23 protein-coding genes, 1 pseudogene and 1 riboswitch are annotated in these 25691 nt (G+C 63.2%); of the genes and pseudogenes, 15 read left to right on the top strand and 9 right to left on the bottom strand.

Going from position 1 to position 25691, the window contains the following annotated elements; all coding sequences use genetic code 11:
• The first annotated feature begins 28 nt into the window (after window positions 1-28).
• Window positions 29-499 carry a chemotaxis protein CheW gene (locus tag FFS12_RS05530; protein WP_137819328.1) on the top strand — a complete coding sequence of 157 codons (471 nt, stop codon included), beginning with the start codon at window positions 29-31 and terminating at the stop codon, window positions 497-499.
• A 53-nt stretch (window positions 500-552) separates the two neighbouring features.
• On the opposite strand, the gene FFS12_RS05525 is transcribed toward FFS12_RS05530, so the two are convergent.
• Together FFS12_RS05525 and FFS12_RS05520 are read right to left on the bottom strand one after the other, a co-directional pair.
• Window positions 553-1272 (bottom strand): 16S rRNA (uracil(1498)-N(3))-methyltransferase, encoded by a 720-nt coding sequence (locus FFS12_RS05525; protein ID WP_137885914.1) that lies wholly within the window; start codon window positions 1270-1272, stop codon window positions 553-555.
• A gap of 4 nt (window positions 1273-1276) precedes the next feature.
• The gene (locus tag FFS12_RS05520) at window positions 1277-2680 is read right to left on the bottom strand and encodes an adenosylmethionine--8-amino-7-oxononanoate transaminase (RefSeq protein WP_137885913.1); all 1404 of its coding nucleotides are present in this window, start codon (window positions 2678-2680) and stop codon (window positions 1277-1279) included.
• A 254-nt stretch (window positions 2681-2934) separates the two neighbouring features.
• On the opposite strand from FFS12_RS05520, the pseudogene FFS12_RS05515 reads away from it, so the two are divergent.
• The 3 genes and pseudogenes from FFS12_RS05515 to FFS12_RS05505 all read left to right on the top strand — a co-directional run.
• Window positions 2935-4410: pseudogene (locus tag FFS12_RS05515) on the top strand (flavin monoamine oxidase family protein); the annotation flags it as partial.
• A gap of 235 nt (window positions 4411-4645) precedes the next feature.
• Window positions 4646-5200, top strand: a complete 555-nt coding sequence (locus tag FFS12_RS05510; RefSeq protein WP_137885912.1) for a cytochrome b — start codon at window positions 4646-4648, stop codon at window positions 5198-5200.
• Window positions 5201-5250: 50 nt separating this feature from the next.
• Window positions 5251-5826: a YceI family protein gene (locus FFS12_RS05505; RefSeq protein ID WP_137819420.1), complete on the top strand. Its 576-nt coding sequence runs from the start codon at window positions 5251-5253 to the stop codon at window positions 5824-5826.
• A gap of 61 nt (window positions 5827-5887) precedes the next feature.
• On the opposite strand, the gene FFS12_RS05500 is transcribed toward FFS12_RS05505, so the two are convergent.
• The 3 genes from FFS12_RS05500 to ahcY form a co-directional block, all read right to left on the bottom strand.
• On the bottom strand, window positions 5888-7798 hold the full coding sequence (locus FFS12_RS05500; RefSeq protein ID WP_137885911.1) for a DEAD/DEAH box helicase: 1911 nt from the start codon (window positions 7796-7798) through the stop codon (window positions 5888-5890).
• Between the two features lie 500 nt (window positions 7799-8298).
• Window positions 8299-9144 (bottom strand): methylenetetrahydrofolate reductase [NAD(P)H], encoded by an 846-nt coding sequence (gene metF, locus FFS12_RS05495; RefSeq protein ID WP_137885910.1) that lies wholly within the window; start codon window positions 9142-9144, stop codon window positions 8299-8301.
• A gap of 111 nt (window positions 9145-9255) precedes the next feature.
• Window positions 9256-10650 carry an adenosylhomocysteinase gene (ahcY, locus tag FFS12_RS05490; RefSeq protein ID WP_137885909.1) on the bottom strand — a complete coding sequence of 465 codons (1395 nt, stop codon included), beginning with the start codon at window positions 10648-10650 and terminating at the stop codon, window positions 9256-9258.
• A gap of 21 nt (window positions 10651-10671) precedes the next feature.
• Window positions 10672-10795: riboswitch (S-adenosyl-L-homocysteine riboswitch) on the bottom strand.
• A 237-nt stretch (window positions 10796-11032) separates the two neighbouring features.
• Here ahcY and FFS12_RS05485 point away from each other — a divergent pair.
• Window positions 11033-11419 carry an MAPEG family protein gene (locus tag FFS12_RS05485; protein ID WP_137885908.1) on the top strand — a complete coding sequence of 129 codons (387 nt, stop codon included), beginning with the start codon at window positions 11033-11035 and terminating at the stop codon, window positions 11417-11419.
• A 123-nt stretch (window positions 11420-11542) separates the two neighbouring features.
• Window positions 11543-11992 carry a cytochrome c gene (locus FFS12_RS05480; RefSeq protein WP_137885907.1) on the top strand — a complete coding sequence of 150 codons (450 nt, stop codon included), beginning with the start codon at window positions 11543-11545 and terminating at the stop codon, window positions 11990-11992.
• Between the two features lie 180 nt (window positions 11993-12172).
• Here the strand turns inward: FFS12_RS05480 and metK are convergent, their stop codons facing one another.
• On the bottom strand, window positions 12173-13363 hold the full coding sequence (gene metK, locus FFS12_RS05475; RefSeq protein ID WP_137885906.1) for a methionine adenosyltransferase: 1191 nt from the start codon (window positions 13361-13363) through the stop codon (window positions 12173-12175).
• Between the two features lie 12 nt (window positions 13364-13375).
• The gene (locus FFS12_RS05470) at window positions 13376-14389 is read right to left on the bottom strand and encodes a metalloregulator ArsR/SmtB family transcription factor (protein WP_137885905.1); all 1014 of its coding nucleotides are present in this window, start codon (window positions 14387-14389) and stop codon (window positions 13376-13378) included.
• 339 nt (window positions 14390-14728) lie between these two features.
• Between FFS12_RS05470 and tkt the strand changes: the two genes are divergently transcribed.
• The 7 genes from tkt (at window position 14729) to FFS12_RS05435 (ending at window position 21827) form a co-directional block, all read left to right on the top strand.
• On the top strand, window positions 14729-16726 hold the full coding sequence (gene tkt, locus FFS12_RS05465) for a transketolase (protein WP_137885904.1): 1998 nt from the start codon (window positions 14729-14731) through the stop codon (window positions 16724-16726).
• 218 nt (window positions 16727-16944) lie between these two features.
• On the top strand, window positions 16945-18051 hold the full coding sequence (epd, locus tag FFS12_RS05460) for an erythrose-4-phosphate dehydrogenase (protein WP_137885903.1): 1107 nt from the start codon (window positions 16945-16947) through the stop codon (window positions 18049-18051).
• A gap of 19 nt (window positions 18052-18070) precedes the next feature.
• Window positions 18071-19234 carry a phosphoglycerate kinase gene (locus FFS12_RS05455; protein ID WP_137886228.1) on the top strand — a complete coding sequence of 388 codons (1164 nt, stop codon included), beginning with the start codon at window positions 18071-18073 and terminating at the stop codon, window positions 19232-19234.
• 87 nt (window positions 19235-19321) lie between these two features.
• Window positions 19322-19576, top strand: coding sequence for a hypothetical protein (locus tag FFS12_RS05450; protein ID WP_137819339.1), 255 nt, complete (start codon window positions 19322-19324; stop codon window positions 19574-19576).
• A gap of 45 nt (window positions 19577-19621) precedes the next feature.
• Window positions 19622-19939 (top strand): MliC family protein, encoded by a 318-nt coding sequence (locus FFS12_RS05445; protein ID WP_137819338.1) that lies wholly within the window; start codon window positions 19622-19624, stop codon window positions 19937-19939.
• 158 nt (window positions 19940-20097) lie between these two features.
• Complete coding sequence (gene fba, locus FFS12_RS05440) at window positions 20098-21162, top strand: class II fructose-bisphosphate aldolase (protein ID WP_119952761.1); 1065 nt, start codon at window positions 20098-20100, stop codon at window positions 21160-21162.
• A gap of 146 nt (window positions 21163-21308) precedes the next feature.
• The gene (locus FFS12_RS05435; protein ID WP_137885902.1) at window positions 21309-21827 is read left to right on the top strand and encodes a M48 family metallopeptidase; all 519 of its coding nucleotides are present in this window, start codon (window positions 21309-21311) and stop codon (window positions 21825-21827) included.
• A 25-nt stretch (window positions 21828-21852) separates the two neighbouring features.
• Here the strand turns inward: FFS12_RS05435 and FFS12_RS05430 are convergent, their stop codons facing one another.
• Together FFS12_RS05430 and FFS12_RS05425 are read right to left on the bottom strand one after the other, a co-directional pair.
• Window positions 21853-22086: a DUF2789 domain-containing protein gene (locus tag FFS12_RS05430; RefSeq protein WP_137885901.1), complete on the bottom strand. Its 234-nt coding sequence runs from the start codon at window positions 22084-22086 to the stop codon at window positions 21853-21855.
• Window positions 22087-22479: 393 nt separating this feature from the next.
• Window positions 22480-22941 (bottom strand): aminoacyl-tRNA deacylase, encoded by a 462-nt coding sequence (locus FFS12_RS05425; RefSeq protein WP_137885900.1) that lies wholly within the window; start codon window positions 22939-22941, stop codon window positions 22480-22482.
• A 262-nt stretch (window positions 22942-23203) separates the two neighbouring features.
• Between FFS12_RS05425 and FFS12_RS05420 the strand changes: the two genes are divergently transcribed.
• Complete coding sequence (locus FFS12_RS05420) at window positions 23204-24442, top strand: DUF3422 domain-containing protein (protein WP_137885899.1); 1239 nt, start codon at window positions 23204-23206, stop codon at window positions 24440-24442.
• A gap of 432 nt (window positions 24443-24874) precedes the next feature.
• Window positions 24875-25612 (top strand): ABC transporter substrate-binding protein, encoded by a 738-nt coding sequence (locus FFS12_RS05410; protein WP_137885897.1) that lies wholly within the window; start codon window positions 24875-24877, stop codon window positions 25610-25612.
• Window positions 25613-25691: the final 79 nt, after the last annotated feature.

The raw sequence follows: 25691 nt of genomic DNA, 5'->3' as shown, positions 1-25691 counted from the left end.
CGCGCGTTGCCGCGTACAGGACATTCCGATGAGCCAAGCTGTAACCACCCCCAATAGCGTGACCAGCCTGACCGGGCTGCTGGTGCCATTGGCGGATCGCACCTTGCTGCTGCCGAACGTGGCCGTGGCCGAGCTGATTCCTTACCGTGCTCCGCAAGTGAGCCCGGGCATGCCGGCCTGGTTCTTGGGGCAGATGGCCTGGCGTGACTTGAGCCTGCCACTGCTGTCCTTCGAGGCGGCTTCCGATGGCCAGCCACAGATTCGCCCGGGTGCGCGGGTGGCGGTGATCAACGCCTTGGGCGGTCGGCCAAAGGTGAAATTCCTCGCGCTGTTGGTGCAGGGGATTCCGCGCTCGCTCAAGGTCGGCGCGGAGTTGACGCGCGCGAGTGCGCCGCTGGCACCGCTGGAGCTGGATGCGGTCAGCTTCGGTGAGGAGGTGGCGAAGATTCCAGATCTGATCGCACTGGAGCAGATGCTGGCGGATGCCGGTTTGATCTAAGGCGGCCGCCAATAAAAAGCCCGCTGCTGCGGGCTTTTTTGTCGCTGGGGGAATTAGAAATCGCCCCACAGTTGCTGGGCGACGGCCAGCGCCACCACCGGCGCCGTTTCCGTGCGCAGCACCCGTGGGCCAAGGCGGGCGGAGTGGAAGCCCGCTTGCTGGGCCTGGGCTACTTCCGCGTCGGACAGACCGCCTTCGGGGCCGATGAGAAAGGCCAAGGTGCCGGGTTTGGCATGGCTGGCCAGCGGTTCGGCGAGCGGGTGCAGCACCAGTTTGAGGTCGGCCTCGACCTGACGCAGCCAGTCATCCAGGCTTACCGGTGGGTGAATCGGCGGCACCCGCGAACGGCCACACTGCTCACAGGCGCTGATTGCCACTTGGCGCCAGTGGGCCATGCGCTTGTCGGCGCGCTCGTCTTTCAGGCGCACTTCGCAACGCTCGCTGACGATCGGGGTGATTTGCGCGACGCCCAGCTCGGTGGCTTTCTGGATCGCCCAGTCCATCCGCTCGCCGCGCGACAGGCCCTGGCCGAGATGCACCGGCAGCGTCGATTCCGGCTGGCCCGCCAGGCTCTCGGTGAGGTTGACGCAAACGCGCTTTTTGCCGACCTCGATCAATTCGCCGAGAAACTCCGCGCCGGAGCCATCGAACAATTGCACGGCGGCGCCTTCGCTCATGCGCAGCACACGGCCGATGTAGTGCGCCTGGGCTTCCGGCAGTTGGTGTTCGCCGAGGCTTAAGGGGGCATCGATAAAGAAGCGGGAAAGGCGCATAGGGTTAGCCAGGATCTCTGAAATTGGGATGACGACCGCTGACCGGCACCTGGATGCTGCTGCGGGTGGCGATGTCGATGCCTTCGCTGGCGACCTCGGCGAGGAAGTCGATCTGCTCCGGGGTGATCACATAGGGCGGCAGGAAATACACCACGCTGCCCAGCGGACGCAGTAACGCACCCCGCTCCAGGGCATGCTGGAAGACCTTGAGGCCGCGCCGTTCCTGCCAGGGATACGGGGTCTTGCTGGCCTTGTCCTGCACCATCTCGATGGCCAGGACCATGCCGGTCTGGCGTACTTCGGCGACGTTCGGATGCTCGGCCAGGTGCGCGGTGGCCTCGCCCATGCGCGTGGCCAGCGCCCGGTTGTTGTCGATGACGTTGTCCTGTTCGAAGATATCCAGAGTCGCCAGGGCCGCCGCACAGGCCAGCGGGTTGCCGGTGTAGCTGTGCGAGTGGAGGAAGGCGCGCAGGGTCGGGTAGTCGTCGTAGAAGGCGTCGTAGACCTCGTCGGTGGTCAGACAGGCGGCCAGCGGCAAGTAGCCGCCGGTGAGGGCCTTGGACAGGCAGAGGAAGTCCGGGCGGATGCCGGCCTGTTCGCAGGCGAACATAGTGCCGGTGCGGCCGAAGCCGACGGCGATTTCGTCGTGGATCAGGTGTACGCCATAACGGTCGCAGGCCTCGCGCAGCAGCTTGAGGTAGACCGGGTGATACATGCGCATGCCGCCGGCGCCCTGGATCAGCGGCTCGATGATCACGGCCGCGACGTCCTGGTGATGCTCGGCGAGGCACTGCTCCATGTGCGCGAACATGAGCCGCGAGTGTTCCTCCCAGCTCACCCCTTGCGGGCGCAGGTAGCAGTCCGGGCTCGGCACTTTGATGGTGTCGAGCAGCAGCGCCTTGTAGGTTTCGGTGAACAGCGCGACGTCGCCGACCGACATCGCCGCGATGGTTTCCCCGTGGTAGCTGTTGCTCAGGGTGACGAAGCGTTTCTTCGCCGGCATCCCGCGGTTGAGCCAGTAGTGGAAGCTCATCTTCAGCGCGACCTCGATGCACGAAGAGCCGTTGTCGGCGTAGAAGCAGCGGGTCAGGCCGTCCGGGGTGAGCTTGACTAGGCGCTCGGACAGCTCGATCACAGGCGCATGGCTGAAGCCGGCGAGTATCACATGCTCCAGTTGGTCGAGCTGATCCTTGATCCGTTGGTTGATGCGCGGGTTGGCGTGGCCGAACACATTGACCCACCAGGAGCTGACCGCGTCCAGGTAACGCCTGCCCTCGAAGTCTTCCAGCCACACCCCTTCGCCGCGCTTGATCGGCACCAGCGGCAGCTGTTCGTGGTCTTTCATCTGGGTGCAGGGATGCCAGAGCACGGCAAGGTCGCGCTGCATCCACTGATCATTCAGGCCCATTTCAACTCTCCTCGGAACTCAGGCTTAGTCCAGCAGACGACGGCTGAACTCAGGGGCGGCACAGGCGGCCCGGAAAACAGTTGCGCAAGCCTATGCAATGCCTGGGCGCGGGACAACCCTGATGGTCTTCTGCGTGCACGCAGATGTCCGACGGGCACGGCTGTCCCACCCTCGAGTGCTGGCGTATCCTGCGCGCCATTAAAGGACGGTCTGCCAGTCGCAGAGCAGTTTCTTGGCATGTTTGGGGGGAGGGAATGTTGCTGACAGGGTTGCGCGCGCTGGCGCTGATCACAATGGGGCTGTTCAGCCTGGTCGCGCTGGGTAAGGACAAGCAACCCAGTGCCATAGTGGTGGGCGGCGGTCTTGCGGGCCTAACCGCCGCCTATGAGCTGCAGCAAAAGGGCTGGCAGGTAACCGTGCTGGAAGCCAAGCCGAGTCTCGGTGGGCGTTCAGGCCTGGCCACCAGCGAGTGGATCGGCAACCAGGAAGCGCAACCGGTGCTGAATGCTTACCTCGCTGGCTTCAAGCTGAAAACCCAGGCTGCCCCGGAGTTTGTGCGCACGCCGAGTTACCTGATCGAGGGCCAGTACTTCACGGCCGTCGAACTGGCGCAAAAACAACCGGCGACTGCCGCCGCGCTGAAACGTTTCGACAAGACCCTCGATGAGTTGGCCGCCTCCATCGGCGACCCACAAAACCCGGCGGCCAACAGCACGCTGTTCGCCCTCGATCAGATCACCGTGGCCAAGTGGTTGGACAAGCTGGAGTTGCCCAACACCGCGCGCTTGCTGGTGAATCAGCGGATTCGCACGCGCTATGACGAGCCTTCGCGTTTGTCGCTGCTCTATCTGGCGCAGCAAACCCGGGTGTATCGCGGCATCGACGACCGCGATCTGCGCGCCGCCCGTCTGCCGGGTGGCAGCCAGGTGCTGGCGCAGGCCTTCGTCAAGCAGTTGAAAACCATCAAGACCAACGCCCGGGTTTCGGCCATCAGCCAGAACCAGGATGGCGTGATCGTCAAGGTCGGCGCGCTGGGCTACAGCGCCGATTACGTGGTGCTGGCGGTACCGTTGCGCGCCTTGGCGCAGATTCAGCTGACGCCGGCCTTGGATGCCGCGCATCTGGCGGCATTGAAGAGCACCAACTACGGCTGGCGCGACCAGATCATGCTGAAGTTCAAGGCTCCGGTGTGAGGCAGCAAGGCATGCCTCTCGGGTGAGATCTACAGCGATCCGGGTCTGGGCATGTTGTGGATCGAGCCGGCCATGAAGGGCGGCGCCAACGTGGTGATCAACCTGTCCGGCGACAACGCGCGGCTGTTGCAGGCGTTCGGCGACAAGCAGATGGTCGACCAAGTGTTGATCCGCCTGCACAAGTTCTATCCGAAGGCGCGGGGCGCTTATAGCGGCTATGAGATTCGTCGTTACAGCACCGATCCGGCTATCGGTGGCGCCTACCTGGCGTTCGGCCCAGGGCAGATCAGCCGCCATTGGCGCTTGTGGGAGAAGCCGTTGCAATGGCTCGCCTTCGCTGGCGAACACACCGATGCGCTCTATCCGGACACGCTGGAAGGCGCCTTGCGCAGTGGCCAGCGGGCGGCGGTGCAGGTGCAAGACTTGCTGGCCGGCAAGGCGGTCGAGCCGATCAAGCCCGTGGTTGCGGCGGCCGCTGCCGAGTCGAGGAAGGCTAAGGCGGCCGATGACAAGCCGGGCTTCTTCTCGGGCCTGTTCAATTGAATTCGTGCCAGGCGTGGCCGTAGCGGTCGCGCCTGAGGCCGCTTATCCCCGCCCAGGCGCCGTTCGGTGCCGGCCACTGAACTTCCCGCAGCAGGGCCGCACTAATTCAGGCTTAGCCAGGTTCGGCCTATCGATCGTATTTCTCGATATTTCAAAGCAAGATTTTCCGCTTTAAATCGATAGATTTGCCGTTAGTCTTGTCCCCCTCGTTTTTCATGGAGCTCTCTTCATGCAGTGGCGCAACTCCTCCTCCCGTTATGGTCTGGTCAGCATCCTGCTGCACTGGGGTATCGCGCTGGCGGTCTTAGGGCTGTTCGGGCTGGGCCTGTGGATGGTTGGGCTGGATTACTACAGCGCCTGGAATCACAGCGCACCGGCGCTGCACAAGAGCCTTGGCCTGACCCTGTTCGCGGCCATGCTGCTGCGCGCGCTCTGGCGCTTGATCAGCCCGCCACCGCCGGTCTTGAGCAGTTACGGCGCAATGACCCGCTTGGGCGCCAGAGTGGGCCACAGCCTGCTGTATCTGGGGCTGTTTGCCTTGCTGGTCTCCGGCTATTTGATCTCCACCGCTGACGGCCAGGGCATCGAAGTGTTTGGCCTGTTTGCAGTTCCCGCATCGATCACCGGCATCCTCGATCAGGAAGATGTCGCCGGCTGGGTGCATGAGTATCTGGCGTGGGGCGTGGTGATCTTTGCCGGTTTTCACGCCTTGGCTGCACTGAAACACCACTTTATTGACCGCGATGCCACCCTGACACGCATGCTCGGGCGCCGCACGGATTAACCCTAACCCTCAACTGCACAAGGACACTCGCAATGTTGAAGAGCCTCACGATGAAGAAAACCCTGGCTGCTCTGGCCTTCGGTACTGCGCTGCTGAGCGCCGGCCAGGCGCTGGCGACTGACTACGTTATCGACAAAAAAGGCCAGCATGCCTTCGTTGACTTCAAGATCAGCCACCTGGGTTACAGCTGGCTGTACGGCACGTTCAAAGACTTCGATGGCAGCTTCAGCTTCGATGAGAAAAACCCGGAAGCGAGCAAGGTTCAAGTAACGATGAACACCGCGAGCGTCGATACCAACCACGCCGAGCGCGACAAGCACATTCGCAGTAAGGACTTCCTCAACGTCAGCAAGAATCCGCAGGCCACCTTCGTGTCTACCGCGGTGAAGTCGACCGGTACCGACACCGCCGATATCAGCGGCGACCTGACCTTGAACGGCGTGACCAAGCCGGTGCTGATCAAGGCCAAGCTGATCGGCCAGGGTGATGATCCATGGGGTGGCTACCGCGCGGGTTTCGAGGGTTCGACCAAGCTCAAGCTGAAGGACTTCGCGATTCAGAAGGATCTTGGCCCGGCGTCCCAGGAAGTTGAGCTGATCATCTCGTTCGAAGGCGTGCGCAAGTAAGCTTCTGCGCAAAACAAAAACGCCGGCCTCAGGGCCGGCGTTTTTATTGCAACGGGAAACCTTAGGCTTCGCGGTTGCGGGTCAGCAAGGCGGGCTTCTCACCGCGGGTGCGGCTCGGGAGCTGATCCAGTTGCTCCAACTGCTCAGGCGTCAGCACGCGATCGATCTTCGACTCTTTGTGCACGATCCGCGGTTGGCTGTCGCGTGGGCCTTTCACCGCTGGTTCCTGGCGCAGTTGGTCGTCACGCCCCGGGCCGCGACCACGGGAGTCGTCACGCCGCGTCTGACTATCGCGCCCCGGGCCACTGCGACCTGGCTGGCCTTGGCGTTTGCCTTGGCCGCCGCCATCGGTACGCGAACCTGCCGGCTTGCCTTGGCCTTGTGGGCGTGGCGCTTGGCCACGCGGAGCCTGGCTGGCAGGGCGTGCGCCACCCAGGCCAACGCCATTGCTGGCGCTCGGGCCGGACGGCGCGGGAGCGCCAGGGCGGCGGCCACGGTTTTGCTGCTTGTTCTGGTAGGGGCTGACATAGTCGGCACGGTTGCCGAAGTTGTCGACTTCGTCATCCAGGAACTCGTCCGGCGCGCGCTCGGCACGTGGCGTCGGCGCCGCGCTGCTGCGCGCTGGCCGCTGCTCGCGGGCAGGCTGCTGTGGACGGGCCTGGGCGGCAGGTTTGTCCTTGCCGGTATCCTTGCCCTTGTCCTTGCGCCCGCTACCGTGGCGCTCACCGCCGCCACCGCCACGCGGGCTGTTCGGGTCACGCGGTCCGCGTGGGCCACGCACGTCGGGACGCTCGCGGGCTTCCGGCTTTTCAGCCTCCACGCTGCTGGCATCGAAACCCAGCAGGTCGCCGTCGGCGATCTTCTGCTTGGTCATGCGCTCGATGCCTTTTAGCAGCTTCTCTTCGTCCGGTGCCACCAGCGAGATCGCCTCACCGCTGCGTCCGGCCCGGCCAGTACGGCCGATACGGTGAACGTAGTCTTCTTCGATGTTCGGCAGTTCGAAGTTGACCACGTGCGGCAGTTGGTCGATGTCCAAGCCGCGGGCGGCGATATCGGTGGCGACCAGAATCCGTACGCCGTTGTTCTTGAAGTCGGCCAGGGCCTTGGTGCGAGCGTTCTGGCTCTTGTTACCGTGGATCGCTACCGCCGGCAGGCCGTGTTTGTCGAGGTACTCGGCGAGGCGGTTGGCGCCATGTTTGGTGCGGGTGAACACCAGCACTTGCTCCCAGGCACCAGCGGTCACCAGGTGCGCCAGCAGGGCGCGCTTGTGGCTGGCCTGGAGGCGGAACACACGCTGCTCGATACGCTCGACCGTGGTGTTCGGCGGGGTGACTTCGATGCGCTCGGGGTTGTGCAGCAGCTTGCCGGCGAGATCGGTGATGTCTTTCGAGAAGGTCGCCGAGAACAGCAGGTTCTGGCGCTTGGACGGCAGGCGCGCGAGGACCTTCTTGACGTCATGGATAAAGCCCATGTCGAGCATGCGGTCGGCTTCGTCGAGAACCAGAATCTCGACGTGGGACAGGTCGACACTGCCTTGTCCGGCGAGATCCAGCAGCCGCCCGGGGCAGGCCACCAGCACGTCGACGCCGCGGGCCATGGCCTGCACCTGCGGGTTCATGCCGACGCCGCCGAAGATGCAGGCGCTGACGAATTTGAGGTCGCGGGCATAGACCTTGAAGCTGTCATGCACCTGGGCGGCCAGTTCGCGGGTCGGCGTCAGCACCAGCACGCGCGGCTGGCGCGGGCCGTGGCGGCGTTCGCGATCCGGGTGACCGTTGGGGAACAGGCGCTCGAGGATGGGCAGGGCGAAGCCGCCGGTTTTACCGGTGCCCGTCTGGGCGGCAACCATCAGATCGCGACCTTGCAACACGGCGGGGATAGCCCGCTGTTGCACTGGAGTGGGCTCGGTGTAGCCAGCTGCCTCGACGGCGCTGACTAAAGCCTCGGAGAGACCGAGGGAAGCAAAGGACATGAGTAATCCTGTCTAGTGAGGGCGTGGCCCAATGGGATGATCTTGCCGGGCTCGAAACGCGTTTAGGGGCGCGATCCCGTCCGGTCCTGCTGGGCCGCGGGGGCCGAGCGTCCGGGCGTAAGCCTGGCGGGAAGCCGGAGTATAACAGAGCGGCGAAACTGCGCTGCTTTCCTGCCGCTCAACGGTTTGTCGCCGTTGCGCGAGCCAAGGGACAGTGCCGAGCGGCCGTCGTTCGGGCTGCGCGCGGAGTTCTGGCTGAGCTTTGTGTGGCTGGCAGGTGACCAGTACAACTGCGAACACGAAATGGCATAAACGCCAAGGTCGAGCATGGCCCGCCCTTGGGGGCACTGAAAACCCTTAGAACCTGCTCATGATCTGCTGCGCGTCGGCCATGCCGCGTTGAAATCGGGCTCAAAATGCTCATTTACTACTTGTAAACTGCGCTTTTTCGCCCGATTTCGCCTTGCCTGACCTTAGCTCGCGAGATCGTGAACAGGCTCTTAGCGTGGCAGCTTGAGGTTGTTCCAGATCGCCAAGCTGGGTTCGGCCTGGTTCAGGGTGTAGAAGTGCAGCCCAGGTGCGCCGCCTTGCAGCAGGCGTTCGCACATTTCACTGACCACCTGTTCGCCGTAGCTCTGGATGCTTTCGACGTCATCCCCGTAGGCTTCCAGCTGCTTGCGAATCCAGCGCGGAATTTCCGCGCCGCAGGCGTCGGAGAAACGCGCCAGTTTGCTGTAGTTGGTGATCGGCATGATCCCCGGGACGACCGGAATGTTCACGCCCATCTTGCGCACGCGCTCGACGAAGTAGAAGTAACTGTCGGCGTTGAAGAAGTACTGGGTGATGGCACTGTCGGCGCCGGCCTTGGCCTTGCGCACGAAGTTGGCCAGGTCGTCTTCGAAGTTACGCGCTTGCGGGTGCATCTCCGGGTAGGCGGCAACTTCGATATGGAAGTGGTCACCGGTCTCTTCGCGGATGAAGCTCACCAGCTCGTTGGCATAACGCAGTTCGCCGCTGGCCAGGCCCATGCCGGAAGGCAGGTCGCCGCGCAGGGCGACGATGCGCGTGATCCCGGCCTCTTTGTAGTGGCTGAGCAGGGCGCGCAGCTCGGCTTTGGAGCCGCCGATGCAGGAGATGTGCGGTGCGGTTTGCACCTTGGTTTCGCTGTCCAGCTGCAGCACGGTGTTGACCGTGCGATCGCGGGTCGAGCCCCCCGCACCGTAAGTGCAGGAGAAGAAATCCGGTTGGTAGCTCGCCAGCTGATGCGCAGTGGCGAGCAGTTTTGCGTGGCCGGCCTCGGTCTTCGCGGGGAAGAACTCGAAGCTGTAACGGCGTTCTTGGCTCATAAAACAATTCCTGAAAAACCCATGGGCGGGCTTTGCGTAGGGTGGATAACGCGTGGGTTAGCCACCATTGGCCACGGCGGTGGATAAGCCGAGGGCTTATCCACCCCTGCATTAATAGCGGTAGGCGTGCGGCTTGAACGGGCCTTGCTGCGGCACGCCGATGTACTCGGCCTGCTGGCTGGTCAGCTGGGTGATAACGCCTCCGAAGCCCTTGACCATCTCCAGCGCCACTTCTTCGTCGAGCTTCTTCGGCAGCACTTCAACGCTCAGGCGCGCGGCCTTCTCGGCAGCCGGCAGCTTGGCGAACTTGGCGCCGTACAGGTGGATCTGCGCCAGTACCTGGTTGGCGAAGGAGCCGTCCATGATCCGGCTCGGGTGGCCGGTGGCGTTGCCCAGGTTCACCAGGCGGCCTTCGGCCAGCAGGATCAGGTAGTCATCGTTGTGCGGATCGAAGCTGCCGGCGCCGGTGCGGTGAACCTTGTGCACCTGCGGCTTCACTTCTTCCCAGGCCCAGTTCTTGCGCATGAAAGCGGTATCGATTTCATTGTCGAAGTGGCCGATGTTGCAGACCACGGCGCGCTTCTTCAGGGCGCTGAGCATGTTGGCGTCGCAGACGTTGACGTTACCGGTGGTGGTGACGATCAGGTCGATCTTGCCCAGCAACTGGCTGTCGATGCTGGCGGCGCTGCCGTCGTTGATGCCGTCCTTGAACGGTGACACCAGTTCGAAACCGTCCATGCAGGCTTGCATGGCGCAGATCGGGTCGACTTCAGTGACCTTGACGATCATACCTTCCTGGCGCAGGGACTGTGCCGAGCCCTTGCCCACGTCGCCGTAGCCGATCACCAGCGCTTGCTTGCCGGACAGCAGGTGGTCGGTGCCACGCTTGATCGCATCGTTCAGGCTGTGACGGCAGCCGTACTTGTTGTCGTTCTTGCTCTTGGTCACCGAGTCGTTGACGTTGATCGCCGGGATCTTCAGCTCGCCCTGGGCCAGCATGTCCAGCAGACGGTGCACGCCAGTGGTGGTCTCTTCGGTGACGCCGTGGATCTTCTCCAGCATCGCCGGGTATTTCTTGTGCAGGATCTCGGTCAGGTCGCCGCCGTCGTCGAGGATCATGTTGGCGTCCCACGGCTGACCGTCCTTGAGGATGGTCTGCTCGATGCACCACTCGTACTCGGCTTCGGTCTCGCCTTTCCAGGCGAACACCGGGATGCCGGCCGCGGCGATAGCGGCAGCGGCCTGGTCCTGAGTGGAGAAGATGTTGCAGGACGACCAGCGTACTTCGGCGCCCAAGGCCACCAGGGTTTCGATCAGCACGGCGGTCTGAATGGTCATGTGGATGCAGCCGAGAATCTTCGCGCCTTGCAGCGGCTGCTCGCCGGCGTACTTGTGGCGCAGGCCCATCAGGGCTGGCATTTCCGATTCGGCGATGATGGTTTCGCGACGGCCCCAAGCGGCCAAAGAAATATCCGCGACTTTATAGTCGGTAAAAGCAGCGCTCATGCGGTAACTCCATTCGTGGTGTGCGAATGGGCGCCGTTGATGCGTTTGAACAGCGGCTGCCTCTATCAATGACAGGGCAACCGGCTGTTGAGTACGCCCCATCCGAGCCTGACAGAGGTGATCTGCTGCAGCGCCCCTCGGACAGGTGGCGGGAGCGGCCAAAACCAGGTTGGCCGCTGTGAAGCTGGGCGATTATAGCCGCGTAAACGGGCTTGCCCAAGGCTTTCTGTCGGTTGCCGGGTGGCTAAATCGAAGGGCAAGCGGGCCACCCGGGCTATTGGCCGTGGTGCTGAGCCTCACGTTCGCGCGGCCATGGACGGTGCGAGTCGGGGCGCTCAGGATGCGCTGGCGCTCTGCCACAACAATACTATTTGGAGTCGTTATGACCCTTGCTTACTGGTGCGTACTGATCGCCTTGTTCCTGCCTTACCTGTCGACCGTCACGGCCAAGGCCGTGGGGGGGGGATTCAGCCCGAAGCATAATCACGATCCGCGAGCCTTGCTCGCCACCCTCGAGGGCGTGGGTCGGCGCGCCAATAACGCCCAGCTCAACAGCTTCGAAGTCACCCCGGCCTTCTGTGCCGCGGTGATCATCGCGCATCTGGTCGGCGTTGCGCCGCAACACACCCTGGATAGGCTGGCCATCGCCTTCGTGGTCAGTCGAGTGCTGTATTTCATCTGCTACCTGGCCGACTGGGCGCCGCTGCGGTCGTTGGTGTGGTTCGCCGGCATGGGCCTGATCATCAGCCTGTTCGTGGTTTCGGCCTGATGGGGGGTAGGCGCGAGCGCGCTCCTGCACAAGGTCTGCGACAACTTTAGGCAAAGCCGAGTTTGGTATTCCGCCCTCCGGCGAGGATACTGTCGGCCGCCGTTTAGTCGCTAAGTACCCCTCATGACCTTGAAAAAATTATCCCTCGCCCTGCTGGCCTGCTTGGCATTGACTGCCTGCGGCGGAGTCGACCCCAATTCGCCGCAGGGTCGGCGCCAGGCGCTTTTCAAGCAGATGCTGAAAACCAGCGAAGACCTCGGTGGCATGCTGCGCGGCCGCATCCCCTTCGATGGGGCGCGGTTCGCCGCCGGTGCGGTCAAGCTCGACAGCCTGTCGCAGCAGCCCTGGCAGCACTTCCCGCAGGTCAAGGAAACCGACAAAAGCAGCGCCAAGGCTGAAGTCTGGGAAAACCAGGCGCGGTTCCAGGAGCTGGCGCGCCAGCTTGAGGGCGCGACCGCGGCGTTGGTCGTTGCGACCAGGCAACAGCCGCTGGACCCGGCCAAGCTCGGCCCGCCGGTGCAGGCCGTCGAGGATGCCTGCGAGACCTGCCATAAGGCGTTCCGCACTCACTGATCAACGCTCCAGCTCGTCGATCTTCTCGGCATCAGCCTTGGCCATGGCTTTGCGCAGCGCGCGCTCGCTTACGTCAACAGAGCCTAGGGTGCAATGCTGCGCCGGTGGCATTTACCTGGGTTTCGCGGGCCAACACAAAGCCCCGCACTCGGCGGGGCTTTGTGTATTCCGATTCGACCCTTACAGGCCGGCAGCGGCGCGCAGGGCCTCGGCTTTGTCGGTTTTTTCCCAGGTGAAGGTGGTGAAGGTGTCGCCATCCACCGTCACTTCTTGCGGGATACGGCCGAAGTGGCCGTAGGCCGCGGTGGCCCGGTACATCGGGTGCAGCAGGTCGAGCATCTTGGTGATGGCGTATGGGCGCAGATCGAAATGCTCGCGCACCAGCTGGACGATCTTGTCATCGCTGAGCTTGCCGGTGCCGAAGGTGTTGATCGACACCGAAGTCGGTTGCGCCACGCCGATGGCGTAGGACACCTGGATTTCGCAGCGCTCGGCCAGGCCGGCGGCGACGATGTTCTTCGCCACGTAACGACCGGCATAAGCGGCCGAACGGTCGACCTTCGACGGGTCCTTGCCGGAGAACGCGCCGCCGCCGTGACGGGCCATGCCGCCGTAGGAATCGACGATGATCTTGCGGCCGGTCAGACCGCAGTCACCCACCGGGCCGCCAATGACGAAACTGCCGGTCGGGTTGATGTGGAACTGGGTGTCCTTGTGCAGCCATTCTGCCGGCAGCACGTGCTTGATGATCAGCTCCATCACGGCTTCACGCAGGTCCTTGTAGGACACCTCCGGGCTGTGCTGGGTCGACAGCACCACGGCATCGACGGCGACCGGCTTGCCATTTTCGTAGCGGAAGGTGACCTGGGATTTGGCATCCGGACGCAGCCAGGGCAGCAGGCCGGATTTGCGCGCTTCGGCCTGGCGCTCGACCAGGCGGTGGGCATAGCAGATCGGCGCCGGCATCAGCACATCGGTGTCGTTGCTGGCGTAGCCGAACATCAGGCCCTGGTCGCCAGCGCCTTGATCTTCCGGCCGCGAACGGTCGACGCCCTGGTTGATGTCGGGGGACTGCTTGCCGATGATGTTCATCACCGCGCAGGTGGCGCCGTCGAAGCCGACCTCGGAGCTGTTGTAGCCGATGTCGATGATGACGTTACGGACGATGTCTTCGAGGTCAACCCAGGCGGAGGTGGTGACTTCGCCGGCGATAATCGCCACGCCGGTTTTCACCAGGGTTTCGCATGCCACACGGGCGAACTTGTCTTGGGCGATGATGGCGTCCAGCACCGCATCGGAGATCTGGTCAGCAATCTTGTCCGGATGTCCTTCAGACACGGACTCGGAGGTGAAAAGAGAGTATTCGCTCATCTCGACGGTTTCCTAGTTTATCGATGGATGCACCGATGGGTGAGTGTCGCCAGCTGGCCGCTGAAAATGTCGGACCTGAATCTGGAAACCATTACGTAAGCCCACATACAGGCTTTCACCGGGCGTAAGCCCTGCGGCTGAGGCCCAGCGGGCCAAGTCGTCCTGTTCAAAGCCCAGCCAGAGATCACCGCAGGCCTCCCTGGCCCAACTCTGATTGTGGCTGCACAACTCGGTGATCAACAAACTGCCGCCGGGATGTACGCGCGACGCCAGTTGCTTCAACGCTTCGGCCGGCGCGGCGAAATGGTGCAGCACCATATTCAACACCACGCAGTCGGCGGTCTCGCAGGCGGAGCCCAAGGCGTCGGCCAGCCGTAAATCGACATTGCCCAGCCCTTCGCGCTCGCAGCGCAGACGCGCCAGTTCGAGCATCGCCGGGCTGTTATCCAGCGCCGTGACGCGGCTGAAACGCCGGGCCAGTTCCGGCAGAAAACCGCCGTCGCCGGGGCCGACTTCCAGCGCCGTGGCACCGGCGGGGAAGCTCAACGCATCGAGCAAGGCCAACACGCTATCGCGATACTGTGGCAGGCCGGCGATCAAATCCTGCTGCGCCTGGAAGCTGGCCGCCATCCGCGCGAAGAAGTCGTGGCTGGCCGCTGCGCGCTGGCCATGCACCTCGCCGATGCGCGCTTGCACATCCGCCGGCAGCGTCAGCTCGTCCACTTCCTCCAAGAGCGCCGCGTGCAACGTGCCACCGAACAACTCACCCTGCGGCAAGGCACGGCGATAGAAAATCGCGTTGCCTTCGCGGCGGGTGGCTACCAGCCCGGCTTGGGCGAGGACCTTCAAGTGGTGGCTCATACCGGACTGGCCGGTGGCGAAGATCTGTGCCAGTTCCAGTACGCCAAAGGAATCGTTGGCCAGTGCGCGCAACACATTCAAGCGCAACGGGTCGCCACCGGCTTTGCACAGGGCAGCCAGTTCGTCGCAGTCGTCATGGCGGATTAAGGGCGCGCGCAAGTTCATGGGGCGGCAGTCTAGCCCCCGGTTTTGCTGCTCGCAATGCCAATATCAAAAAGTTTTGATATTGGCTGATGGGCGGCTGTGCGCGCCAGTTGCAGGTTGTTCGGGGCGGCCAGCACTGTCAACTCTTCGGATAAACGGTCGCTAGCTGACCCCGTCGGTCTTCCTGAGTGAGCAGGCACCTGTGACTGAGGCGCTGCTGAACCTGCCGGCCGGCGACAAATATGTGAGCTTTTGGCCGGCGCATGACCATCTGTGATTGCCCCCGCAGGCTTGGCTGGGCGAAAATAGCCGCCTTTTTTCGACCCGCTGTTTTAATGCAGCCCTCCCAGGAGATCAGCGATGCCCAGCCGTCGTGAGCGTGCCAATGCCATTCGTGCCCTCAGCATGGATGCCGTGCAGAAAGCCAACAGCGGTCACCCCGGCGCCCCCATGGGCATGGCCGACATCGCTGAAGTGTTGTGGCGCGATTACCTCAAGCACAACCCGAGCAACCCGGAGTTCGCCGACCGCGACCGCTTCGTGCTGTCCAACGGCCACGGCTCGATGCTGCAATACTCGCTGCTGCACCTGACCGGCTACGACGTCACCCTCGATGACCTGAAAAACTTCCGCCAGCTCGGCTCGCGTACCCCGGGCCACCCGGAGTTTGGCTATACCGCCGGCGTCGAGACCACCACCGGCCCGCTCGGCCAGGGCCTGGCCAACGCCGTGGGTTTCGCCCTGGCGGAAAAAGTCCTGGCGGCGCAGTTCAACCGCGATGGCCATAAGATCGTCGATCACCACACCTACGTGTTCTTGGGCGACGGCTGCATGATGGAAGGCATCTCCCACGAAGTCTGCTCGCTGGCCGGCACTCTGGGCCTGGGCAAACTGATCGCCTTCTACGACGACAACGGCATCTCCATCGACGGCGAAGTGCATGGCTGGTTCACCGACGACACGCCCAAGCGCTTCGAAGCCTACGGCTGGCAGGTGATCCGCAACGTCGACGGACATGATGCGGAAGAGATCAAGACCGCCATCGAGACCGCACGCAAGAGCGCGCAACCAACCCTGATCTGCTGCAAAACCGTGATCGGCTTCGGCTCGCCCAACAAGCAAGGCAAGGAAGACTGCCACGGCGCGCCGCTGGGTAACGACGAAATCGCCCTAACCCGTGCGGCCCTCGGCTGGAGTCACGGCCCGTTCGAAGTGCCGAGCGAGCTCTACGCCGCCTGGGATGCCAAGGAAGCCGGCGCCGCCGCCGAGGCCGAGTGGAATCAGCGCTTCGCCGCTTACGCCGCCGCTTACCCGGAACTGGCCAGCGAGTTCAGCCGGCGGATCAAGGGCGAGCTGCCGGCCGACTTCGCGGCGAAGGCTGCGGCCTATATCGCCGACGTCGCCAACAAGGGCGAAACCATCGCCAGCCGCAAGGCCAGCCAGAACGCGCTGAACGCCTTCGGCCCGCTGCTGCCGGAATTCCTCGGCGGCTCGGCGGACCTCGCCGGCTCCAACCTGACCCTGTGGAAAGGCTGCAAGGGCGTGACCGCCGACGACGCCAACGGCAACTACATGTTCTACGGCGTGCGCGAGTTCGGCATGAGCGCGATCATGAGCGGTGTCGCTCGCCACGGCGGTTTCATTCCCTACGGCGCGACCTTCCTGGTCTTCATGGAATACGCCTGCAACGCCGTGCGCATGGCGGCACTGATGAAGCAGCGCGTGCTGTTCGTCTACACCCATGACTCCATCGGCTTGGGCGAGGACGGCCCGACCCACCAGCCGATCGAACAACTGGCCAGCCTGCGCATGACACCGAATCTGGACTGCTGGCGTCCCTGCGATGCGGTGGAGTCCGCGGTAGCCTGGAAGCAGGCCATCGAACGCAACGACGGCCCGTCCGCGCTGATCTTCTCCCGGCAGAACCTGACGCATCAGGCGCGGGAAGTGGAGCAAGTCGCCAACATCGGCCGTGGCGGTTACGTGCTGAAGGACTGCGCCGGCGAGCCAGAGCTGATCCTGATCGCCACCGGCTCGGAAGTCGGTCTGGCGGTACAGGCGTTCGACAAACTCAGCGAGCAAGGCCGTAAGGTGCGCGTGGTGTCCATGCCGTGCACCAGCGTGTTCGACGCCCAGGACGCCGGCTACAAGCAGTCCGTGCTGCCGCTGCAAGTCGGCGCGCGGATCGCCATCGAGGCGGCCCATGCCGACTACTGGTACAAATATGTCGGCCTCGAAGGCCGAGTGATCGGCATGACCACCTTCGGTGAGTCGGCACCGGCACCGGCGTTGTTCGAGCATTTCGGCTTCACCCTGGAGAACATCCTGGACACCGCCGCCGAACTGCTGGAAGGCTGAGAACCTGCTCAATGTCTGCTGCGCTGGGTGATGCTGCGTTGAAAACAGGCTCGGAATGCTCATTGACTACAGTCAACTCCGCTTCCTCGCCTGTTTTCGCCTTGCCTGACCTGCGCTCGCGACGACCTTGAACAGGTTCTGAGTGCTCTAGCGCTCCTCTCCCGCGCTTCGTTCATAAAGAAGGGGGAGGGGACAAAAGCCCGCATATCGAGAACCTCATGTCCAATAACCGCCCCTACAGAGTCGCCCTCAACGGATATGGCCGGATTGGCCGTTGTGTGCTGCGCGCGCTGTATGAGCGCGGGGCGAAGGCCGGGTTCGAGGCCGCCGGGGCGAACCTTGAGATCGTCGCGCTGAATGACCTGGCCGATCTGGCCAGCCTCGAATACCTGACGCGTTTCGACTCTACCCACGGGCGTTTTCCTGGCGAGGTGCGGATCGATGGCGATTGCCTGCAGATCAATGGCGGCAGCGTGCAAGTCCTGCGCAGCGCCACCCCGGAAGGCGTCGACTGGGCCGCGCTGGGGGTCGATCTGGTGCTCGAATGCTCCGGCGCCTACCATAGCCGTGCCGACGGCCAGCGCTTTCTCGACGCCGGCGCGCCGCGCGTGCTGTTCTCGCAGCCGATGGCCAGCGAGGCGGATATCGATGCCACCATCGTCTTCGGGGTTAACCAGCAGACGCTGAGCGGCGCCGAATTGCTGGTCTCCAACGCCTCCTGCACCACCAACTGTGGCGTGCCGTTGCTCAAACTGCTGAATGAGGCGGTGGGGCTGGAATACGTCTCCATTACCACCATCCATTCGGCGATGAACGACCAGCCGGTCATCGACGCCTACCACCACGAAGACCTGCGCCGCACGCGCTCGGCTTTCCAGTCGGTGATTCCGGTGTCCACCGGGCTGGCGCGCGGCATCGAGCGGCTGTTGCCCGAGCTGCATGGGCGGATTCAGGCCAAGGCCGTGCGGGTGCCGACGGTCAATGTGTCCTGCCTGGATATCACGCTCCAGACCGCCCGCGACACCGATGCGGCCGAGATCAACCGTGTGCTCCGCCAGGCGGCCGAGTCGGGCCCGCTCAAGGGCCTGCTGGCCTATACCGAGCTGCCGCACGCCAGCTGCGACTTTAATCACGATCCGCATTCGGCGATTGTCGATGGCAGTCAGACCCGCGTTTCCGGCCCCCGGCTGGTGAATCTGCTGGCCTGGTTCGACAACGAATGGGGCTTCGCCAACCGTATGCTCGACGTCGCCGATCACTATCTGCGCGTCGCCGCCGCTCCTGAACTTAAAAGCCTTAATTCACCAGCCCCCGTGAAGGACTGAGCCCATGACCACGCCGTTCATGACAATAGCGAAGATGATCGACCTCGACCTCCAAGGTAAGCGCGTACTGATCCGCGAAGACCTCAACGTGCCGGTAAAAGACGGCGTGGTGACGAGCGATGCGCGCATCCTGGCGTCCCTGCCGACCCTCAAGCTGGCCCTGGAGAAAGGCGCCGCGGTGATGGTCTGCTCGCACCTCGGGCGCCCGAGCGAGGGCGAATTCAGTGCCGAGAACAGCCTCAAGCCGGTGGCCGACTACCTGAGCAAGGCCCTCGGCCGCGAAGTGCCGCTGGTGGCCGACTACCTCGACGGCGTTGAGATCAACGCCGGCGACATCGTGCTGTTCGAGAACGTGCGCTTCAACCAGGGCGAGAAGAACAACAGCGATGAGCTGGCGCAGCGCTACGCGGCGCTGTGCGACGTGTTCGTCATGGACGCCTTCGGCACCGCGCACCGCGCCGAGGGCTCGACCCACGGCGTGGCCAAGTTCGCCAAAGTCGCCGCCGCCGGCCCGCTGCTGGCCGCCGAGCTGGACGCGCTGGGCAAGGCCCTGGGCGCCCCGGCCAAGCCGATGGCGGCAATAGTCGCCGGCTCCAAGGTGTCGACCAAGCTCGACGTGCTGAACAGCCTGAGCCAGATCTGCGACCAGCTGATCGTCGGTGGCGGCATCGCCAACACCTTCCTGGCGGCGGCCGGTTACCCGGTCGGCAAGTCGTTGTACGAGCCGGATCTGCTCGACACCGCCAAAGCCATCGCCGCCAAGGTCAGCGTGCCGCTGCCGGTGGACGTGGTGGTGGCCAAGGAGTTCGCGCAAAGCGCCGCCGCGACGGTCAAGGCAATTAGCGAAGTAGCGGACGACGATATGATCCTCGACATCGGCCCGCAGACCGCCGCGCTGTTCGCCGAGCTGCTGAAGTCGTCGAAGACCATTTTGTGGAACGGCCCGGTCGGCGTCTTCGAGTTCGACCAGTTCGGCGAAGGCACCAAGGCCCTGGCCCTGGCCATCGCCGAAAGCCCGGCGTTCTCCATCGCCGGCGGTGGCGACACCCTGGCGGCCATCGACAAATACGGCGTTGCTGAAAAAATCTCCTACATCTCCACCGGCGGCGGCGCCTTCCTCGAATTCGTCGAGGGCAAAGTCCTGCCGGCCGTAGAAGTTTTGGAACAACGCGCGAAGGCGTGAATGGCATGAATGTCGTGGATTATCCCCCTGTGGCTAGGTGGGGAGGTCCAGACAAGCCGGCGCAGGGTTCAGACGAGGATGCCGCACATGCTCAAGCCCCTGCTGGTTTTGTTGAACGCGGGTCTTGCTGTAGGGTGCGCGGGCGCTCCAGAGGGGCAAGCCGAGCAGGCTGGCCAGGGCCACCAAGCAGAGGCGCATGAGCGCAGTTGCTACCAGATGGGGTGGTGGGCGGAGACGGGGCCGGTGCTCTACCGCCGCTTCGGCGAGGATGCCATGCCAAAGCCGGCGCTCAAGGAGGGGGAGCCGCTCGGTGCAGCGGCGGCCCCGGACGAGTGCCCCTGATTAACCACTAAGGACGAGCGGCTAGCGCTGGCTTGGGAGTGTTGGATGAAAGGCCTTTTTGCCGTGGCGGCATTCGTGCTGTTGGCCGCTTGTGCCGGCTCGCCGCAGCCGCCGGAGCAGTGGACGCGTTGGGTCTGCGACAGCCAGGCCGAAGTGCTCTGGCGTTTCGCCGCTAGCAGTCAGGAGGCGATCGATCTGCGTCTGGGGGGCGGTGATATCGTCTACCGTCTCAAGCAGGAACCGGCCGCCTCGGGGGCGTTCTATAGCGATGGCGTGCTGGCCTTTCACAGCAAGGGCGAGGAAGGTTTGCTTTACTGGGTCGCCAGCAACGACCTGATTGGCCGCGGCTGCAAAGCCCGGTAAGGATTCAAGTGGCAGGGCAGGCGAGATCGATTCGCCGTTTGGCGCTGTCATGGCGGATAACGCAGTGCGTTATTCGCCCTATACAATTTGCTCTATACAAGGCCCGCCCCGTGGCAGGCTTGCACGATTAACGACCCCAACCGGGAGATAGGTAAACCATGGCACTTATCAGCATGCGCCAGATGCTGGACCACGCCGCCGAATTCGGCTACGGCGTTCCGGCTTACAACGTCAACAACCTGGAACAGATGCGCGCCATCATGGAAGCGGCGGACAAGACCGACTCCCCGGTGATCGTGCAGGCCTCCGCCGGCGCGCGCAAATACGCCGGTGCGCCGTTCCTGCGCCACCTGATCCTCGCCGCGATCGAAGAGTTCCCGCATATCCCGGTGTGCATGCACCAGGACCACGGCACCAGCCCTGACGTGTGCCAGCGTTCGATCCAGCTGGGTTTCAGCTCGGTGATGATGGACGGCTCCCTCGGTGAAGACGGTAAGACCCCGACCGATTACGAGTACAACGTTCGCGTCACCCAGCAGACCGTGGCCATGGCCCACGCCTGCGGCGTGTCGGTGGAAGGCGAGCTGGGCTGCCTGGGTAGCCTGGAAACCGGCATGGCCGGCGAAGAAGACGGCATCGGCGCCGAAGGCGTGCTCGATCACAGCCAGATGCTGACCGACCCGGAAGAGGCCGCCGACTTCGTCAAGAAGACCCAGGTCGATGCCCTGGCCATCGCCATCGGCACCAGCCACGGCGCCTACAAGTTCACCAAGCCGCCGACCGGCGACATCCTCGCCATCGACCGGATCAAGGCGATCCACGCGCGCATCCCCAACACCCACCTGGTGATGCACGGCTCGTCCTCGGTGCCGCAGGAGTGGTTGGCGATCATCAACCAATACGGCGGCGAGATTAAGGAAACCTACGGCGTGCCGGTCGAAGAAATCGTCGAGGGCATCAAGCACGGCGTGCGTAAGGTCAACATCGACACCGACCTGCGTCTGGCGTCCACCGGAGCCATGCGCCGTTACATGGCCCAGCACCCGAGCGAGTTCGACCCGCGCAAATTCTTTGGCGAAACCGTCAAGGCCATGCGCGATGTCTGCATCGCCCGTTACGAAGCCTTCGGCACCGCCGGCAACGCCTCGAAGATCAAGCCGATCTCCCTGGAAAACATGTTCCAGCGGTACGCCAAGGGTGAGCTGAACGCCAAGGTGAACTGATCGCCTCGCGCTCATCGCGCGCAACAAAAAGCCCGCAGCGCTGCGGGCTTTTTGTTGCGCGGCCGGCCGGCAACTCGCTGGCCAGACCAGGATGAGAGAAACAGTCGCCTTAGGTACACTGTCGGCCCCGGCACACGACCAGCAGCATGACCCCGCTCAAATACCTCCAGGCTTACTCCGCCACCCTGCAAGATCAGGTACGCCAGCTGATCGCGCAACAGCGCCTGGGCGACTACCTGAGCCAGCGCTACCCGGCACGGCATGCGGTGCAAAGCGATAAGGCGCTGTACGCCTACACCCTGGCATTGAAGCAGGAGCACCTGAAGAGCGCGCCGAGCATCGATAAGGTGCTGTTCGATAATCGCCTCGACCTGACGCATCGTGCCTTGGGCCTGCACACGGCGATCTCGCGGGTGCAAGGCGGCAAGCTCAAGGCGAAGAAGGAGATTCGTGTGGCGTCCTTGTTCAAGGAGGCGGCGCCGGAGTTTCTCCGGATGATCGTGGTGCATGAACTGGCGCACCTGAAAGAGCACGAGCACAACAAGGCGTTCTATCAGCTCTGTGAGTACATGCAGCCGGGCTATCACCAGCTGGAGTTTGATTTGCGCCTGTATCTGACCTACCGCGAGCTGGAAGGCCGCCAGGCGTCGGACGCCGCGCGCTAGCGTGCTTGCCGTCCTTACTCTTGGGTTATTTGCGCAGCATCAGGTTGAGCTGATCGACGACCTCGGCCCAGTCGGCATCCTCGAGGATTTCCTCGCGCAGAAAAGCCGCTTGCGCCGCCGTCCAAAACGACGCGTCCGCCAGGGACAACGAGGCTGGCAGGGGCGAGTGGGTGGAAATGAAGGCGCTGATGCTGGCGGGGTCAGCAGGCAGCCCCAGCTGTTGGAACAGGGACGGGAGACTGTGCATGGGTGATTGCATGGGGTTCTCCAGAGCGCCGACTTGGGTTGGTGAGTAGGCCGCAGACGCTTGGCCCGGCAGCCGCCGCCTCAGCTAAAACCGTAGTGCAGATCGACCGCGGCGGGAGGATTTGTTCCTTTGGTTTGCCTTGGGCGTTGTTGAAAGCCTATTTGCCTTGCTCCCGCACAGGCGTAGCTCCCGCTGCCCGATGTCTCAGGAGGTTTGGGGGTCAGGCCGGCAGATGGCCTCGCCCTACCCGGTGCGGCTGACGGCAACCGATCGAGCGCCGGAAGTAGAAGCGCGCGGGTACAGCCGGTTTGGCCGCCACGTAGCGGCACCTCTCCCCCCCGCCCCGTTGAGCGCCTGTCGCGTCAACTGGGCGTTGTACTGGCCTGTGTAGCTGCATGGTGGCCGCTAGTGGCAGACCTCGCACACCTCGGCGCTGGGCACCAGTTTGAGGAACTGATCCATGCGCATGTGTACCAGGCTCTTGTGATCGCCGGCCTCCAGGTAAATGTCCTGCTGCCGGGTCAACATCGGGTCGACCACCATGTTCATCCCGTAAGGTTCGCTCAACGCCGGCACGGCCCCGCGCTCGCAGTCCGTGAACAGACCGGCGATCGTGCTTTCGTTGGTGAGTTGCCACTGCTCTGCGCCACGCACTTTGTCCAGGTCCAAGTGCCGACTGGCAGGTACCACCGCCATTAGATAACGGCCGTGCCGATCATCGAGAATCACCGATTTGGCCACCCGTTCCGCCGGAATGCCGGCCACGCGAGCCGTCTCCAGGCTGCTCGCCGAATGCGGGTGGGCAACGATGTCGAATTCGCAATGCGCCTGTTCCAGACTGCGCTGTAAAGTTTTTGCCATACGCATGATGCACCTCCATACCCTGTCGAATACTGCAGGGCCACTGGTTATCAAAACTCCCCTAGTGAAAGTTTAGGCAGTGCGCAGGGGGGCGGCTGCCGGCAGGCTGTAACACTTGATGCTATGGGGCGCAACCGATAGTGGTGATTGGCCTAAGCGGGAGCCGAATCACGCTTTGCCGCGAAGAAACTTGCGGCCTGCCTGTGACCCAATTCGAGAGCGGACACGTCACTCCTAAAGCCCTCTCCCGTTTTGAAGTGAGCTGCCGATGCACCCTCTGCGAAAAGCGCTGCATAACGAACTGCATTCGCGTCCCTCGATCTATTTCGACGGGCCTGCCTATGTCTACCACTTGGCCTTTATCGACCCCGATGATCAGTGCGACGCGATAATCAGTGGCCTCTATGAACAGGCTGGCGCGCCTTATGATCGCAGCACGCCGCAAGGGCTGATCAAGCTTGGGACCTTTGCGTTGAAGTGGGAACGGCACACCGAGTTTTTTACCTTGACGTTGGTCGCGCCCAAGTCCGACGGCGAGACCGCTGATATCTGGCAGCCGCTTCCCGCGGTTCTCAAGGGCATAGTCGAAGCCCACCGCGATCGGATAATCAATGCCGATCTGATCCAGGTTGAAACGCAGCAGAGCTGGGCCGGCGATTATGCTTTCTATGGCTTCAAGGACCCGGCCGGCTCGAGTGTCGGTGGTGGCGATGCCACGGTCTGGAGTGACTTCAAGCTCGACCAGGAGGGTATGAACCGGATTCTGCTGATCAATCGCGGCTTGAATGCCTATCGCCTGGGTCGCATGATCCGGCGCCTGCTGGAGATCGAAACCTATCGCATGATGGCGTCACTGACGCTGCCGGTCGCGCAGTCCATCAGTGCCTCGCTGAAGGACTTCGACAAGGAACTGACCAGCCTTTCCGACAGCAATGCTGAAACCGCTTCCGGCGATGCCAAGCACCTGCTCAACGACATCGCCGCACTCTCCGCACGCATAGTGCGCTGCACGGCACGCGCCCGCCGGCGCTTCAGCGCGACCGACGCCTATTCGAAGATCGTCTTCGAGCGCATCGGTGAGCTGCGCGAGGCCCATCTGGGTGACTGCCAGCGGCTGGGCGTCTTCATCGAACGGCGCTTCAAACCGACAGTCCGCTATTGCGCGGCCACCGATCAACGCCTGCAACGACTGGGGCGCAGCGTCGCCAACCTGAGCGAGTTGCTCCAGGCCAGGGTTCAGGTCGAGGTCGAAGCGCAAAACTCAGAGATCCTCCATAGCCTGAACAGCAGGGCCAATACCCAGATCAAGATTCAGAAGGCGGTCGAAGGGCTCTCGCTGATCGCCATCAGTTACTACCTGCTCAGCCTGTTCAAACTGGTGTTCGAAGGTCTGCACACCATCGGGCTGAAGATCGAGCCACTGACCGCTGCAACCTACATGACCCCTATCGCGCTGTTCATTCTTGGCTTTATCGCCTTGCGCATCCGCCAGGCGAAGAGCCACTGATGGGTTGCCGGCCACCTGGACGATCGGGGCTTCTTCGTCCTTGTTGGTCGCAACGATGAGGTTGGAGTCCTACACCCCCGGCCACAGTGCTGGGTCGCGCCGGAAATACCGACCGCGATGTACAACTGCGGGGGCCGCGATCTTAGCGTTCTGACCGACGCCGCGCTGTTTTCGTTGCGAGCCTTGAGGGGCATTGTCGGGCGCGAAGGCTCTGAGCTGGGGGTATTGCTGGAACCGTTACGGGCGACTTGGATGAATCGCTTGTCGCCACTAGCCGTGTGTTGGAATCTGGTTTATTAATGGCTGGTGGCCATTAGTGGTGTGGCGATTGCTGCGACGCTGGGCTTGGAGGGGGCTGCGACCCTAGGTTGGGAGTAGCGGGTTACGGCTGTTGGCCCGCATGGATTGCAAAGAATAAGAAGAATAAAAAGGATGAAACCCATGCCGCGTGCTCTGCTTTTGTGTGTGTTGTGGCTGCTGACGACCGGCGCGTCAGCGCAGACGTTGCGTCTGGTGGCGGATGTCTGGCCGCCGTTTACCGATCAGAGTTTGCCGAACGGCGGCCTGGCCACCGATTTGGTCAACACCGCCTTGACGCGTGCCGGTTACGCCACGGAGCAGGTGCAGGTGCCTTGGGCACGGGCGCTGCATGGGATCGAGGTGGGCAGTTATGACGTGCTGGTGAACGCCTGGTTCACCGAGGAACGCACCCAGCTCGGGCAGTTTTCCTCGCCTTATCTGCTCAATCGGGTGCGCTTGCTCAAGCGCAAGGACTCGCCGATTGACTTCGCCTCGCTGGCGGACTTGCAGCCCTTCAATATCGCGGTGGTGCGCGGTTATGGCTACGGCGCGGAGTTCGATAGCGCCAGCAGTTTGCAGAAGGTTCCGGTGCTCGGCTTTGCCAGCGCGGCGCGGATGCTGCATGCCGGGCGGGTCAACCTGACGCTGGAGGATGAGTTCGTCGCGCGCTATTACCTCGACCGCGAGCCGAGCAGCGTGCGTGATGACCTGGAGTTTTTGCCCAAGCCGCTCAGCGAGAACAACCTGCATATTCTGGTCAGCCTGCAGAACCCGCAGCATGCGCAGATCGTCACGGCGTTCAACCGGGCGCTCAAGGCGATGAAGGCCGACGGCAGTTATGCCGCACTGTTCAAACGCCACGGGCTGTAGGCGCTTTAGTCCGTCGGCGCGGGGCTGCGCCGCTATCGCTCATGCGAGCGGCATGCGGCGCGTGGCGCTGGCCATGTTG

This window comes from Pseudomonas sp. 2FE (genome assembly GCF_005503735.1).
Lineage (GTDB): Bacteria > Pseudomonadota > Gammaproteobacteria > Pseudomonadales > Pseudomonadaceae > Aquipseudomonas.
The sequence above is the reverse complement of the archived record's forward strand: the minus strand, read 5'-3'. Positions and strand labels throughout refer to the sequence as shown.

What these genes read in the sequence shown, in the direction of transcription:
- FFS12_RS05530 (WP_137819328.1), top strand. Translation starts at nt 29, where the DNA reads ATGAGCCAAGCTGTAACCACCCCCAATAGCGTGACCAGCCTGACCGGG.
- FFS12_RS05525 (WP_137885914.1), bottom strand. Translation starts at nt 1,272, where the DNA reads ATGCGCCTTTCCCGCTTCTTTATCGATGCCCCCTTAAGCCTCGGCGAA.
- FFS12_RS05520 (WP_137885913.1), bottom strand. Translation starts at nt 2,680, where the DNA reads ATGGGCCTGAATGATCAGTGGATGCAGCGCGACCTTGCCGTGCTCTGG.
- FFS12_RS05510 (WP_137885912.1), top strand. Translation starts at nt 4,646, where the DNA reads ATGCAGTGGCGCAACTCCTCCTCCCGTTATGGTCTGGTCAGCATCCTG.
- FFS12_RS05505 (WP_137819420.1), top strand. Translation starts at nt 5,251, where the DNA reads ATGAAGAAAACCCTGGCTGCTCTGGCCTTCGGTACTGCGCTGCTGAGC.
- FFS12_RS05500 (WP_137885911.1), bottom strand. Translation starts at nt 7,798, where the DNA reads ATGTCCTTTGCTTCCCTCGGTCTCTCCGAGGCTTTAGTCAGCGCCGTC.
- metF (WP_137885910.1), bottom strand. Translation starts at nt 9,144, where the DNA reads ATGAGCCAAGAACGCCGTTACAGCTTCGAGTTCTTCCCCGCGAAGACC.
- ahcY (WP_137885909.1), bottom strand. Translation starts at nt 10,650, where the DNA reads ATGAGCGCTGCTTTTACCGACTATAAAGTCGCGGATATTTCTTTGGCC.
- FFS12_RS05485 (WP_137885908.1), top strand. Translation starts at nt 11,033, where the DNA reads ATGACCCTTGCTTACTGGTGCGTACTGATCGCCTTGTTCCTGCCTTAC.
- FFS12_RS05480 (WP_137885907.1), top strand. Translation starts at nt 11,543, where the DNA reads ATGACCTTGAAAAAATTATCCCTCGCCCTGCTGGCCTGCTTGGCATTG.
- metK (WP_137885906.1), bottom strand. Translation starts at nt 13,363, where the DNA reads ATGAGCGAATACTCTCTTTTCACCTCCGAGTCCGTGTCTGAAGGACAT.
- FFS12_RS05470 (WP_137885905.1), bottom strand. Translation starts at nt 14,389, where the DNA reads ATGAACTTGCGCGCGCCCTTAATCCGCCATGACGACTGCGACGAACTG.
- tkt (WP_137885904.1), top strand. Translation starts at nt 14,729, where the DNA reads ATGCCCAGCCGTCGTGAGCGTGCCAATGCCATTCGTGCCCTCAGCATG.
- epd (WP_137885903.1), top strand. Translation starts at nt 16,945, where the DNA reads ATGTCCAATAACCGCCCCTACAGAGTCGCCCTCAACGGATATGGCCGG.
- FFS12_RS05455 (WP_137886228.1), top strand. Translation starts at nt 18,071, where the DNA reads ATGACAATAGCGAAGATGATCGACCTCGACCTCCAAGGTAAGCGCGTA.
- FFS12_RS05450 (WP_137819339.1), top strand. Translation starts at nt 19,322, where the DNA reads ATGCTCAAGCCCCTGCTGGTTTTGTTGAACGCGGGTCTTGCTGTAGGG.
- FFS12_RS05445 (WP_137819338.1), top strand. Translation starts at nt 19,622, where the DNA reads ATGAAAGGCCTTTTTGCCGTGGCGGCATTCGTGCTGTTGGCCGCTTGT.
- fba (WP_119952761.1), top strand. Translation starts at nt 20,098, where the DNA reads ATGGCACTTATCAGCATGCGCCAGATGCTGGACCACGCCGCCGAATTC.
- FFS12_RS05435 (WP_137885902.1), top strand. Translation starts at nt 21,309, where the DNA reads ATGACCCCGCTCAAATACCTCCAGGCTTACTCCGCCACCCTGCAAGAT.
- FFS12_RS05430 (WP_137885901.1), bottom strand. Translation starts at nt 22,086, where the DNA reads ATGCAATCACCCATGCACAGTCTCCCGTCCCTGTTCCAACAGCTGGGG.
- FFS12_RS05425 (WP_137885900.1), bottom strand. Translation starts at nt 22,941, where the DNA reads ATGCGTATGGCAAAAACTTTACAGCGCAGTCTGGAACAGGCGCATTGC.
- FFS12_RS05420 (WP_137885899.1), top strand. Translation starts at nt 23,204, where the DNA reads ATGCACCCTCTGCGAAAAGCGCTGCATAACGAACTGCATTCGCGTCCC.
- FFS12_RS05410 (WP_137885897.1), top strand. Translation starts at nt 24,875, where the DNA reads ATGAAACCCATGCCGCGTGCTCTGCTTTTGTGTGTGTTGTGGCTGCTG.